The 12,875-nt window shown below is 72.5% G+C and carries 11 protein-coding genes and 1 tRNA gene; 7 read left to right on the top strand and 5 right to left on the bottom strand.

The window, feature by feature from the left end:
• Window positions 1–14: 14 nt before the first annotated feature.
• From ACGFZA_RS35150 to ACGFZA_RS35125, 6 genes are all read left to right on the top strand, one after another.
• Entirely contained in the window at window positions 15–1,769 is a 1,755-nt protein-coding gene (locus ACGFZA_RS35150; RefSeq protein ID WP_393684730.1) for an ABC transporter permease subunit, read from the top strand.
• Window positions 1,766–3,031, top strand: coding sequence for an MDR family MFS transporter (locus ACGFZA_RS35145; protein WP_393684520.1), 1,266 nt, complete (start codon window positions 1,766–1,768; stop codon window positions 3,029–3,031). The genes ACGFZA_RS35150 and ACGFZA_RS35145 overlap by 4 nt, the downstream gene beginning before the upstream one ends.
• The gene (locus ACGFZA_RS35140; protein WP_385283590.1) at window positions 3,028–3,432 is read left to right on the top strand and encodes a PPOX class F420-dependent oxidoreductase; all 405 of its coding nucleotides are present in this window, start codon (window positions 3,028–3,030) and stop codon (window positions 3,430–3,432) included. Before ACGFZA_RS35145 ends, ACGFZA_RS35140 begins: the two co-directional genes overlap by 4 nt.
• Window positions 3,433–3,546: 114 nt before the next feature.
• Entirely contained in the window at window positions 3,547–4,950 is a 1,404-nt protein-coding gene (gene cysS / locus ACGFZA_RS35135; protein ID WP_326737745.1) for a cysteine--tRNA ligase, read from the top strand.
• Between the two features lie 87 nt (window positions 4,951–5,037).
• On the top strand, window positions 5,038–5,994 hold the full coding sequence (gene rlmB / locus ACGFZA_RS35130; RefSeq protein ID WP_385283587.1) for a 23S rRNA (guanosine(2251)-2'-O)-methyltransferase RlmB: 957 nt from the start codon (window positions 5,038–5,040) through the stop codon (window positions 5,992–5,994).
• Between the two features lie 199 nt (window positions 5,995–6,193).
• Window positions 6,194–7,846 (top strand): DoxX family membrane protein, encoded by a 1,653-nt coding sequence (locus tag ACGFZA_RS35125; RefSeq protein WP_393684517.1) that lies wholly within the window; start codon window positions 6,194–6,196, stop codon window positions 7,844–7,846.
• Between the two features lie 148 nt (window positions 7,847–7,994).
• Here ACGFZA_RS35125 and ACGFZA_RS35120 read toward each other — a convergent pair whose 3' ends face one another.
• From ACGFZA_RS35120 to ACGFZA_RS35110, 3 genes are all read right to left on the bottom strand, one after another.
• Window positions 7,995–8,705, bottom strand: coding sequence for an NDP-sugar synthase (locus ACGFZA_RS35120; protein WP_385283582.1), 711 nt, complete (start codon window positions 8,703–8,705; stop codon window positions 7,995–7,997).
• 35 nt (window positions 8,706–8,740) lie between these two features.
• Complete coding sequence (locus ACGFZA_RS35115; RefSeq protein ID WP_385283581.1) at window positions 8,741–9,154, bottom strand: hypothetical protein; 414 nt, start codon at window positions 9,152–9,154, stop codon at window positions 8,741–8,743.
• Window positions 9,155–9,360: 206 nt separating this feature from the next.
• A complete protein-coding gene (locus ACGFZA_RS35110; protein WP_385283579.1) occupies window positions 9,361–10,497 on the bottom strand; it encodes an ABC transporter ATP-binding protein in 1,137 nt (378 codons plus the stop codon).
• 342 nt (window positions 10,498–10,839) lie between these two features.
• Between ACGFZA_RS35110 and ACGFZA_RS35105 the strand changes: the two genes are divergently transcribed.
• A tRNA-Thr gene (locus tag ACGFZA_RS35105) sits at window positions 10,840–10,913 on the top strand.
• A 92-nt stretch (window positions 10,914–11,005) separates the two neighbouring features.
• Here the strand turns inward: ACGFZA_RS35105 and ACGFZA_RS35100 are convergent.
• Window positions 11,006–11,242: a hypothetical protein gene (locus ACGFZA_RS35100; RefSeq protein WP_385283571.1), complete on the bottom strand. Its 237-nt coding sequence runs from the start codon at window positions 11,240–11,242 to the stop codon at window positions 11,006–11,008.
• 188 nt (window positions 11,243–11,430) lie between these two features.
• A complete protein-coding gene (locus tag ACGFZA_RS35095; protein WP_393684513.1) occupies window positions 11,431–12,831 on the bottom strand; it encodes an NAD(P)/FAD-dependent oxidoreductase in 1,401 nt (466 codons plus the stop codon).
• Window positions 12,832–12,875: the final 44 nt, after the last annotated feature.

Here is a 12,875-nt window from a genome sequence, read left to right as displayed (position 1 = left end):
CGCACGGGCGGACGCTGCCCGCCGCGGCCCTGGCCGGCCGGCTCGCCGCACTCCTCGCGGTCGTCGCCGTCATCGGACTGCTGCCCCGGCTCACCCGCACCGACCCCGCCCTCACGATCCTGCACGCCCGCTACGCCGACCGGCCGCCCACGCCCGAGACCCTCGACGCCATCCGCGCCGAGACCGGCCTCGACGGCGGCCCCCTCCACGTCCTCGGCGGCTGGCTCGGCGGACTCCTCCACGGCGACCTCGGCAGCTCCTGGGTCTCCGGGCAGCCCGTCGCCCCCGACGCGCTATCCGCCCTCGGGGTCTCCCTGTCCCTCATGGGTGTCTCCCTCGCCGTCGCCCTCCTGACAGCCGCCGCCCTCACCGCCCGCACCCTGCGGCGGGGGGCACGCAGCCGGATCGTCACCGCCGGGGCGGGCACCGGCGCCGCCGTCCTCGCCGCCCTCCCCGAATTCCTGATCGCCGCCGTCCTCGCCGCGGTCGTCGCCGTCCGGCTGGACTGGCTCCCCGCACTCGGCTGGGGCGCCCCCGAACAGACCGTGCTGCCCGCCCTCGCCATGGGCATCCCCGCCGGCGCCCTCCTCGGCCGGCTCCTGGACGACGCCCTGCCCGCCGCGTTCGCCGAACCCTGGGCCCGCACCGCCACCGCGGCCGGGATACCCGGACACCGCACCGCCCGCCACGCCCTGCGCCGCACCCTGCCCGGACTGCTGCCCCAGCTCGGCATGGTCGTCGTCGGACTCACCGGCGGAGCCGTCGCCGTCGAAACCCTCTACGCCATCCCCGGCCTCGGCTCCACCGCCCTGTCCGCCGCCCTCGCCCAGGACCTCCCCGTCCTCCAGGCCTGCGTCCTGATCCTGCTGCTCCTCGGCACCGCCGCCGGACTCGCCGCCCGCCTCGCCTCCCGCACCCTGCTCGGCCCCGCCCTGAACGACGGCGCCCTGCCCGCACTCGTCCCGCCCGCCGCCCGCGCGCACCGGCCCCTGATCGCCTGCGCCCTCCTGCTCGCCGCGCTCTTCGCCGCCGTCACCGTCGCCGGACTCCTGCGCGACCCGCTCCACATCGACGCCGCGGCCCGCCTCGCCGGCCCCTCCACCGCCCACCCCCTCGGCACGGACTCCCTCGGCCGCGACATCCTCGCCCGCCTCGGCCACGGAGCCGCCCGCACCGTCCTGACCGCCGCCGCCGTGTCCGCCGCCACCCTGCTCATCGGCCTCGCCCTCGGAGCCGTACGCGCCGGAGCCCTCACCGAGACCGCCAACGCGCTGCCCGCGATCCTCACCGGTCTCGTCGTCGCCGGCCTCGCGGGCCCCGGCCCCTGGAGTGCCGCGGCCGCCGTCACCGCCGTCGCCTGGGCCCCCCTCGCCGCCCACACCGCCGCCCTGTACGCCCAGGAACGCGCCGCCCCCCACCTCGCCGCGGCCCGCGCACTCGGCGCCGGACGGCTCCACCTGCTGCGCCGCCACCTCCTGCCCGGCATCCTGCCCCCCGTCGCCCGCCACGCCGTGCTGCGCGTCCCCGCCATCGCCCTGGCCCTCGCCTCCCTCGGCTTCCTCGGCCTCGGCACCGCACCCCCCTCACCCGAATGGGGGCGCATGCTCTCCGAGAACCTCCCCTACGCCGAACGCGCCCCCTGGTCCGTCCTCGCCCCCGCCGCGGCCCTCGCCGTCCTCGGCGCGCTCGCGGTCCTCACCGCAGCGGCGGTACGGGGCAGGCGCCCCCGGAGGACCACCGGGAACAGCCGGGCCGGGGCCACCGGATGACCGCCGTCACCACCCCCTACCTCCGCCTCCTCACCACCACCCAGTTCGCGTTCAACACCGGCTTCTACGCCGTGCTGCCCTACCTCGCCACCCACCTCGGAACCGGGCTCGGCATGACCGGCTGGCTCGTCGGCCTCGTCCTCGGCCTGCGCACCTTCAGCCAGCAGGGCCTCTTCGTCGTCGGCGGCACCCTCACCGACCGCTACGGCCCCCGGCCGGTCGTCCTCACCGGCTGCGCCCTGCGCATCGCGGGCTTCGGCTGGCTGGCCTTCGCCGACTCCACCGCCACGGTCGTCGGAGCCGTCCTGCTCACCGGATTCGCCGCCGCGCTCTTCTCACCCGCCGTCGAATCCGAGACCGCCCGCGAAGCCGTCCGGCACGAACAGCGCACCGGCACCCCCCGCGCCCACGTACTCGCCCGGTTCTCCGCCGCCGGACAGGCCGGAGCCTTCCTCGGCCCCCTCCTCGGCTCACTGCTGCTCCTGCTCGACGCCGGCTTCCGGGCCGCCTGTCTCGCCGGCGTCCTCGTCTTCGCCGCCGTCCTCGCCGGGCACGCCCGGCTCATGCCGCACCGCGCGCCCGCCACCCGGACGCCCGCCCACCGCGGCGCGGCGCGCCACGTGTTCACCAGCCGGCCGTTCCTGCTGCTCTGCCTCGCGTACAGCAGCTACCTCGTCGCGTACAACCAGCTCTACCTCTCCCTGCCCGCCGAGGTGCAGCGCGCCACCGGATCGCAGGCCGCCCTCGGCTGGTTCTTCGCCCTCTCCTCGCTGCTCGTCGTCCTCGCCCAGCTGCCCCTGACCCGCTGGTCCGCCCACCGCCTCGCCCCGCGCACCGCCCTCGTCGCCGGGCTCGTGACCGTCGCCGCCGGATTCGCCGCCGTGCCCCTGACCCCCGCCGGCCCCGCAGGACTGCTGCCCCCGGCCGCACTCGTCGTCCTGCTGACCCTCGGCCAGATGCTCCTCGTGCCCGCCGCCCGCGGCCTCGTACCCGACCTCGTCGACGACCGGCACCTGGGCCTGGCCACCGGAGCGCTCTCCTCCGTCTCCGGCCTCGCCGTGCTCGGCGGCAGCGCCGCCACCGGCGCCCTGCTCGACGCCCCCGCCCCCGTCCGCTGGGCCGCGCTCGCCGCCGTGCCCCTCACCGGCGCCGCACTGGCACTGACCCTTCCGGAGGGCGCGGACGGGAAAGAGGGACGGGAAAGCGGGCAGGGGGTAGAGGTAGAGGCATCACCGACCCGCTCAGGAGGACGTACGCCATGACCGCCGCACTCTCCGCCGAACTCAAGGCACTGCTCGACACTCCGGTCTTCGTCACCGTGGCCACCATCCAGCCCGACGGCAGCCCCCAGGTGTCCCCGGTCTGGGTGAAGCGGGACGGCGACGACGTCCTCATCTCCACCACCACCGGCCGCCGCAAGGAACAGAACCTCGCCCGCGACCCCCGCGTCTCCGTCGTGGTCCAGCCCTTCGACGCCCCGTACACCTACGCCGAGATCCGCGGCACCGCCGCGCTCACCACCGAAGGCGGCCAGGAACTCATCGACGAGCTGTCCCTCAAGTACACCGGCAAGAAGTACGCCGACTTCAACCCCGCCTCCGGCGACGACGACCCCCGTGTCGTCGTCCGGATCACGCCCCGCAAGGTCGTCGGACGCCTCTGAACGGCTCCGGACGATCACCTGCTACGGCTCCGGCCCGCCCGGAGCCGTAACAACTGTCCACGCAATCGCCCAAGGGGTCGCTGGGCACTGGTGCGCGCCCACTACCCTTGAGGCGTGACTATTCGCCTGTACGACACCAGCGCCCGGCAGATCCGTGACTTCGTCCCGCTCACAGCGGGCTGTGTCTCGATCTACCTCTGTGGCGCTACTGTCCAGGCCGCCCCGCACATCGGGCACATCAGGTCCGGACTGAACTTCGACATCATGCGCCGCTGGTTCGCCTACCGCGGCTACGACGTGACGTTCGTCCGGAACGTCACCGACATCGACGACAAGATCATCAACAAGTCCGCCGAACAGGGCCGCCCGTGGTGGGCCATCGGCTACGAGAACGAGCGCGCGTTCAACGACGGCTACGCCGCGCTCGGCTGCCTGCCGCCCACCTACGAACCCCGCGCCACCGGCCACATCACCGAGATGATCGAGATGATGCGCGGCCTCATCGAGCGCGGACACGCCTACGCGGCCGACGGCAACGTCTACTTCGACGTCCGCTCGTTCCCCGGCTACCTGGAGCTCTCCAACCAGGACCTCGACGACCTGCGCCAGCCCTCCGGCGACAACGAGACCGGCAAGCGCGACAAGCGCGACTTCGCCATGTGGAAGGCGTCCAAGCCCGGCGAGCCCAGCTGGGAGACCCCCTGGGGCCGCGGCCGCCCCGGCTGGCACCTCGAATGCTCCGCCATGGCGCACAAGTACCTCGGCACCGCCTTCGACATCCACGGCGGCGGCATCGACCTGATCTTCCCGCACCACGAGAACGAGATCGCCCAGGCCAAGGCCTTCGGCGACGAGTTCGCGAAGTACTGGGTGCACAACGGCTGGGTCACCATGTCCGGCGAGAAGATGTCGAAGTCCCTGGGCAACTCCGTGCTGGTCAGTGAGATGGTCAAGGCCTGGCGCCCCATCGTGCTGCGCTACTACCTCGGCACCCCGCACTACCGGTCGATGATCGAGTACAGCGAGGAGGCCCTGCGCGAGGCCGAATCCGCGTTCGCGCGCATCGAGGGCTTCGTCCAGCGCGTCACCGAGAAGGCCGGCGAGACCGTCGCCCCCGCCGCCGAGGTGCCGCCCGCCTTCGCCGAGGCGATGGACGACGACCTGGGCGTCCCGCAGGCCCTCGCGATCGTCCACACCACCGTCCGCCAGGGCAACTCCGCCCTCGCCGCCGACGACAAGGAAGCCGCCGTCGCACGCCTCGCCGAGGTCCGTGCCATGCTCGGAGTCCTCGGCCTCGACCCGCTCGACGACCACTGGGCCGGCGAGAGCGACCGGGGCGACGACCTCCACGGCGTCGTCGACACCCTCGTACGCCTCGTCCTCGACCAGCGCCAGTCGGCACGCGAGCGCAAGGACTGGGCCTCGGCCGACGCCATCCGCGACCAGCTCAACCAGTCCGGCCTCGTCATCGAGGACAGCCCCACCGGACCACGGTGGACACTCGGCCCGCGCCAGTAGTCCTCCCGAGTGCCGCCCGGCCCGCCGGGCGGCACACTTTCACTTACGTACACGTACGCACGTCTGAAGCAACGAAACAGGTAGGTCATGGCCGGGAACAGCCAGCGCAGGAACCGCCGCACGTCCAACAAGAAGGGCATGCAGGTCGGCAGCGGCGGTAACCGACGCCGCGCTCTCGAAGGCAAGGGGCCGACGCCGCCCGCCGAGGCCCGCAAGAAGCACAAGAAGAACCGCATCGCGACCGCCAAGGCCAAGCAGGCCGCCAACCGCCGCCCCGCCCCCCGGCGCGGCGGCGTCAAGGGCACCTCCGAGATGGTCGTCGGCCGCAACCCGGTCTTCGAGGCCCTGCGCGACGGCGTGCCCGCCACCACGCTCTACGTCCAGCAGTACATCGACAACGACGAGCGCGTCCGCGAGGCCCTCCAGCTCGCCGGCGAGCGCGGCAACATCAACCTGATGGAAGCCCCGCGCCCCGAGCTCGACCGCATGACGAACGGCCTCAACCACCAGGGCCTCGTCCTCCAGGTCCCGCCCTACGAGTACGCGGACCCGCAGGACCTCACCGCCGCCGCCTACGACAACGGCGAGGACCCCCTCATCGTCGCCCTCGACGGCGTCACGGACCCCCGCAACCTCGGCGCCATCGTCCGCTCCGTCTCCGCCTTCGGCGGCCACGGCGTCGTCGTGCCCGAACGCCGCGCCGCCGGCATGACCGCCGGAGCCTGGAAGTCCTCCGCCGGCACCGCCGCACGCACCCCGGTCTCCCGCGTCACCAACCTGACCCGCGCGCTGGAGGCGTACAAGAAGGAAGGCATCGCGATCGTCGGCCTCGCCGCCGACGGCGAGCACACCGTCGAGGACCTCGAAGCCCTCGGCGGCCCCGTCGTCATCGTCATCGGCAGCGAGGGCAAGGGCCTCGGCCGCCTCGTCGGCGAGACCTGCGACTACCGCGTCCGCATCTCCATGCCGGGCGGCGCCGAATCCCTCAACGCCGGTGTCGCCGCCGGCATCGTGATGTACGAGGTCGCACGCCGCCGCGCCTGATCCGCCGCCGGGACGGGCCGCACGGCCCGTCCCGCAGGACCACCCGCCCGGGCGGCGGCCGACCGGGGCCCACGGGGGTCACACCGGGGGCGCATCCGCGCACTCGCACGCCCCGGCGCACCCCGCCACCCCCTGTTGACGGGCCTCGGACACTTCGACACCGTCAAGGCAGTGTCCTAAACACACATCACTCGGTTAGATGAGTGTGGACACCAGAACGCCTCGGTTCGACGAACAACCCGCCCTGAGCATGGCCAAGGTGGACTGCGACCCTGCGCAGGTCATCGTCAACCACGCCAGCTTCCGGGTGCAGCTCGCCCCCGGCCAGCGCGCACGGCTCCGCGGCGTGGCACCGGCCGGAGCCCGGATCCCCGCCATGAGCGGAGCCGGACGCGGCCGACGCGCCCCCGTCGTGTGGAGCGGCAAGTCCGCCCCCGGCGACCCCGGCGCCAGCGGACTCCTCCAGGCCGTACGGAACTCCACCGCGGGCCGGCCCGACACCGCCTACGACCCCTACGAGCCGTATCCCGCCTACGAGTTCGACAGCGGACACGGCGGCTCCGGCACCCAGGTCATCCCGCGCCTCGAAGAGACCCAGCCCAACCCCGTCATCACCGCACCGCACCGGCCCCGCCGCCCGGACGGCCCCCTGCTGCCCCCCATGCGCCAGGCCGTCGGCGCCTACGACTCCGTCGAGCCCGGACCGTACGACGCGGACGGACCCGACCGGGGCGGATACCGGGACGGAGACGACGACGCCGACGACGTCACCGGCACCCGCGACCGACGCGGCGCCACCGACGACGTCCGGCACGCCTACTACCCGGGCCGCCGCATGAACCTCGGCGTCGTGCTGCTCCCCATGCGCGTCTTCCTCGGCTTCATCTCCATCTACGCCGGCATGGGCAAGCTCTGTGACCCCGTCTACTTCGACGGCGGCGACCGCGGCTCCATGGTCAAGTGGCTGACCTCGCTCCACCCCTGGGCGCTCGCCGAGCCGCTGCGCGACTTCGCGCTCTCCCACCCGGTCGGCGCCGGCCTCACCATCGCCTTCCTCCAGGTCGTCGTCGGCGTCCTGACCGTCCTCGGCCTCTGGCAGCGCGTCGCCGCCTCCATCGGCGCCCTCCTGTCCGCCGCCCTCCTGGTCACCGTCAGCTGGCGCACCGTCGCCGCCTACGACGCGCCCGACATCATCTACCTCGCCGCCTGGAGCCCCCTCGTCATCGCGGGCGCCCCCGTCTACTCCGTCGACGGACGCCTCGCCGGCGAAGCCTGGCGCAAGCTCGGCCCCCGCTCCGAGATCTGGGACCTCCGCCGCCGCGTCCTGCGCCGCGGCGCCGTCGTCGCCACCGTCGTCGTCGGCCTCACCCTCCTCATCGGCTCCATGCTCGGCGGCGCCGTCCGCTCCTCCGAGGTCGTCACCGTCCCCGGCCCGAACGGCGTCCCGACGAACCAGCTCCCCGGCTCCCCGCTCCCCGACAGGTCCCGCAGCGGCAAGGCATCCCACACCCCCACCGGACAGAGCCCCACCCCCTCCCGCAGCACCGCACCCACCACCCCGTCCGCCCGGGCCTCCACGCCCGCCGCGGACAGCGTCCGCGAGTCCGGCCAGGCCGCCGGCGCCGGACAGCCCAGCCAGACCCAGGGCACCGGACAGACCACCCCGCAGCAGACCACCCCCCAGCAGCCCCCCGCCGGCTCCTCCGGCCCCAGCTCCTCCGGCCCCACCGGCGGCGCCACCACGGGCGGCACGGACCCCGGCACCGGCTCCACGGGCGGCACCTCCACCACCGGCGGTGGCGGAGACGGCGGTGGCGGCGGCCGCAACCCCATCGGCGGCCTCCTCGGCTGACACCCACCACGGACACGAGGACTCACACCCACCACTGACACGCGGACTGACACCCGCCACGGACACGCGGAAGGGGCGGGCACCGGAAACGAATCCGGTGCCCGCCCCTTCCGCGTGCTGCGGTCGCGCCGACGAACGGGGGAGGGGCCTACTGCCCGTCCAGCTCCTTCGCCGCCTCCGTCAGGTCCTTCGCCGTGTCGATGGCCCGCCAGTACGCCCCGTGCGGCAGCGGATACCCGGCCAGCCTGCGCTCGCGCGCCAGCCTCGGGAACGTCGTCCGCTCGTGGTCACCCCGGTCCGGCAGCATCCCCGTGAACGCGGGGGAGAACACGTACACCCCCGCGTTGATCAGATACGGCGAGGGCGGGGACTCGATGAAGTCCGTGATGTGGCCGAAGGCATCCGTCTCCACCGCACCCCACGGAATGCGCGGACGAGCCAGCGCCAGCGTCGCGGTCGCATCACGCTCCGCATGGAACGCGGCCATCTCACGCAACGAGAAACGGGTCCAGATATCGCCGTTGGTCGCGTACCAGGGCTGCTCCGGATCGGGCAGCCGGGCCGCCGCGTACTTCAGCCCGCCACCGCGGCCCAGCGGCTCGGACTCCACCACCGTCGTCACGTTCAGCGGCAGCACCGCCGCGTCCAGCCATTCCTGGAGCACCTCGGCGAGGTGCCCGCACGACACCACGGCATCGGTCACGCCCTCGGCGGCCAGCCAGGAAAGCTGATGGCCGATGATCGGCGTCCCGGTGCCCGGGATCTCGACCATCGGCTTGGGGCGGTCATCGGTGTACGGGCGCAGCCGCGATCCCTGGCCACCCGCCAGGATCACGGCCTGCGTCGGAAACGTATGCATGCCAGGCACGATATGCGGTGCCCGGCCGGGAGCGGTCAGCTGAACTGTGCGACACCCGAGGCGAACGACGTGTCACAGACCGGGCGCGAGAAGCGGTGCGCGCGCGTCGGACCGTACTGGGCGACCGCGGCCTTGCCCAGCGCCTTGGCGATCGACATGCAGTGCCGGGCGAGCGACGGACGCCCCTCCACGGCACGTTGGAGGTCGGTCAGCGCGACACCCGGGTCCTTCTCCTGGAGCTCCAGCAGAAGCTTGTCGCGCAGGATGTCCTGCGGCGTGCGCGCCTTGGCGCGCTTGGAGACGGTCTGGGCCGACGCGGTGAGCATCGTCGACTCGGAGTTGTGAGCTGCCCACGGCACGGCGGTGACCGCGAGGGTCCCGGACAGGACCATGACGACAGGCAGTACGAAAGCGAGAGTTCGGCCGATACGGCGCGCGGTGTGGGTCACGCAGCGAGCGTAGCGGGCGGTGATGACGTGGCGACATTACGTCACCCTTGCGAGGGATGGTTCGACTGCGCTTTTCGAATCCCGTGTTGACGGCCAGGAGTGAAATGACCGTTGTGCCGGGGAATTTGACCCGGCCGGTCCAAACCCCCGAACGCGCGGTGGCCCCGCACGGAGAACGTGCGGGGCCACCGTACAGCTGATGCGCGTCAGTCGGTGAGACGCTCGCCCGTCGACGTCGCGAAGACGTGCAGCTCGTCCGGGCGCGGCACGACGTGGAGCTTGGTGCCCTTCTCCGGGACGGCGCGGCCGCCGACGCGGACGACCAGGTCCTTGTGCTCGCCACCGACCTCGGCAGCACCGTAGACGAAGCCGTCGGCGCCGAGCTCCTCGACGACGTTGACCGAGACGGCCAGGCCGGCCGGGGCGTCGGCGGAGTCCTTGGTGAGGGACTTCGCGGCGGCGCCGCCGTGCTCGACGATGTCGAAGTGCTCGGGGCGGATGCCGACCGTGACGGTGCGGTCACCACGGTCCGCGGCGGCGGTGAGCGCCTCGCGGGAGACCGGGACGACGCTGTTGCCGAACTTCACGCCACCGTCGGTGATCGGGACCTCGACCAGGTTCATGGCCGGGGAGCCGATGAAGCCGGCCACGAAGAGGTTCGCCGGGCGGTCGTACATGTTGCGCGGCGAGTCGACCTGCTGGAGCAGACCGTCCTTGAGGACCGCGACGCGGTCACCCATGGTGAGGGCCTCGACCTGGTCGTGGGTGACGTACACGGTCGTGATGCCCAGGCGGCGCTGGAGCGAGGCGATCTGCGTACGGGTGGAGACACGGAGCTTGGCGTCGAGGTTCGACAGCGGCTCGTCCATGAGGAAGACCTGCGGCTCACGCACGATCGCGCGGCCCATCGCCACACGCTGACGCTGACCACCGGAGAGCGCCTTCGGCTTGCGGTCCAGGTAGTCGGTGAGGTCCAGCATCTTGGCGGCCTCTTCGACCTTCGCGCGGATCTCGGTCTTGTTGATACCGGCGATCTTCAGCGCGAAGCCCATGTTGTCCGCGACGGACATGTGCGGGTAGAGCGCGTAGTTCTGGAACACCATGGCGATGTCCCGGTCCTTCGGCGGCAGGTGCGTGACGTCGCGGTCACCGATGCGGATGGCGCCGCCGTTGACGTCCTCGAGACCCGCGAGCATGCGCAGGGAGGTCGACTTGCCACAACCGGAGGGACCGACGAGGACGAGGAACTCACCGTCCGCGATGTCGATCTCGAGCTGGTCGACGGCCGGCTTCGTGGAACCGGGGTAGACGCGGGACGCCTTGTCGAACGTGACACTGGCCATGCTGAATCTTCTCCTCAACCGGCAGGAACGTGCCGGACGATCCGTTGTAAAGGGAGTGGTCTGGTCCACCTGGGTGAACCATCAGCGACGCTACCTGGCGATTTCGGATCTGTCAGTAGTTCTCTGGGGAGGAATTCTCCTGGTGGGCGTGGGGCGGGGCGCGGCAGGGCGGACAGCCCGGCTCCCCCGGGAAGCCTGCGTCGCGCACTGGACGAATGCGTCGGCCCGGCGTCGCTCGCGCGGACGCCCGGCGGCTTGCGGCAGGGGCGAAAACATCGTGGATCGGTGTGTGGGGCGCTGTGTAGAGTGAGGGCTCGCGCGCGTGATTGCGGCGTGCGTGTTGCCTCCTTAGCTCAGCTGGCCAGAGCAACGCACTTGTAATGCGTAGGTCATCGGTTCGAATCCGATAGGGGGCTCGGCCGGGATGGATCCCGGCTCGGGGAGATCTCCCGGGCCGGGTTCCTTCGTTTTCCGGCGGATGTGCCGCGACTGCCGGCCCCGTGCCCGGCTACGGCGTCAGCAGGTCTCCGTAGATCACGAAGTCGATGCCGATCACGCTGCCGTCGGGAAACTCACAGGCACGGTTGGGCTCCACATTCGTGACGACTCCGCCCTGGGCCACGCACTCCTCAACGGTGACAGGCGGCACGGGTGCCGCCTGAGCGGTGGCGGCGGCGCCGAGGGCGCTCGTGCCCGCGAGGGCTGCCGTGGCGAGGCCGAGGCCCACCAATCGTCGCACGCGCATGGGTTTCTCCTCTCGGATTCCCCGGGTCCTGCCCTTCGGGCCCGGAGGGGCCGGGAAGGGCTGCCTCTTTCAGCATGGCGGGCGGCCGGAGGGTCCGCGAGCGGTGACCGGCGCCGGTACCGCGCCTGCGGCCGGGTATGGCGCGGGACGGGCCGGACCGGCCCGTCCGGTTCCCGCGCCGGACCCGCTCACCCCCTCCCCGACAGCCGGTCCGCGAACTTCGCGATCGGGTCCGTGCCGGGGCGTGGTGAGGTGAGTTCGCGGCGGTCGGCGGCGCGGTAGGCGGCGTACATGCCGTGGACGCCGAGCCAGCGCAGGGGTTCGGGTTCCCAGCGGCGGACGCGGTGGTTGACCCAGGGGAGGGCGGTCAGTTCGGTGGGGCCGGACTGGCCCGAGTCCTGCTGGATGAGGTCGCGCAGGGTGCGGGCGGCGAGGTTGGTGGTGGCGACGCCGGAGCCGACGTAGCCTCCCGCCCAGCCGAGGCCGGTGGAGCGGTCGAGGGTGGCGGTGGCGCACCAGTCGCGGGGGACGCCGAGGACGCCGGACCAGGCGTGGGCGATGGGGGTGCCGGCGGTGGTGGGGAAGAGGCGGATCAGGAGTTCGCGCAGGGCCTCGATGGTGGCGGGCTGGGTGCGTCCGTCGTTGTCGGTGGCGGAGCCGTAGCGGTACGGGACGCCGCGGCCGCCGAGGGCGATGCGGTCGTCGGCGGTGCGCTGGGCGTACATGTAGGCGTGGGCCATGTCGCCGAGGGTCTCGCGGCCGTCCCAGCCGATGGTCTCCCAGACGGAGGCGGGGAGGGGATCGGTGACGATCATGGAGGAGTTCATCGGGAGCCAGGTGCGCTTCTGGCCCTTGAGGCCGGCGGTGAAGCCTTCGGTGCAGCGCAGGACGTAGGGGGCGCGGACGGTGCCGTAGGGCGTGACGGCGTGCTTGGGCTTGATCTCGGTGACGGGGGTCGATTCGTGGATCGTGACGCCGAGTGCCTCGACGGCGTCGGCGAGTCCGGTGACGAGTTTGGCGGGGTGGAGGCGGGCGCCGTGGGGGGTCCAGCTGGAGCCGACGGCGCCGGTGACGCGGATACGTTTCGCGGTTTCGCGGGCGCCGTGCAGGGTGCGGTCGGTCTCGCCGAAGGCGATCTCGACGGCGCGGAAGTCCTTGAGGCGGGCGAGCTGGGCGGGGGTGTAGGCGACTTCGAGGACGCCGCCCTTGTGGATGTCCGCGTCGATCTTCTCTTCGGCGGCGACGCGGATGACCTCGTCGACGGTGTCGTTCATGGCCTGTTGGAGGCGGACGGCGGCGTCGTGGCCGTGGAGTTTCGCGTAGCGGTCGCGGCCGGCGATGCCGTTGTAGAGCCAGCCGCCGTTGCGGCCGGAGGCGCCGTAACCGCAGAACTTGGCTTCCAGGACCGTGATGTTGAGGAAGGGGACGGCCTTCTTCAGGTAGTAGGCGGTCCAGAGTCCGGTGTATCCGCCGCCGACGATGCAGACGTCGGCGTTGCTGTCGCCGGGCAGGGGTTCGCGGGGGGTGGGGGTGCCCCGGTTCGCGTACCAGAAGGATATGCCGCCGTTGACGGTGCTGACGGTGCTCATGTTGCCCCTGCTTGTCCGTGTGGCCGGGTGGCTGCGTGGCTGTT

Source organism: Streptomyces sp. NPDC048211, from assembly GCF_043202315.1.
GTDB lineage: Bacteria > Actinomycetota > Actinomycetes > Streptomycetales > Streptomycetaceae > Streptomyces.
This window is presented reverse-complemented; position numbering and strand designations above follow the sequence as displayed.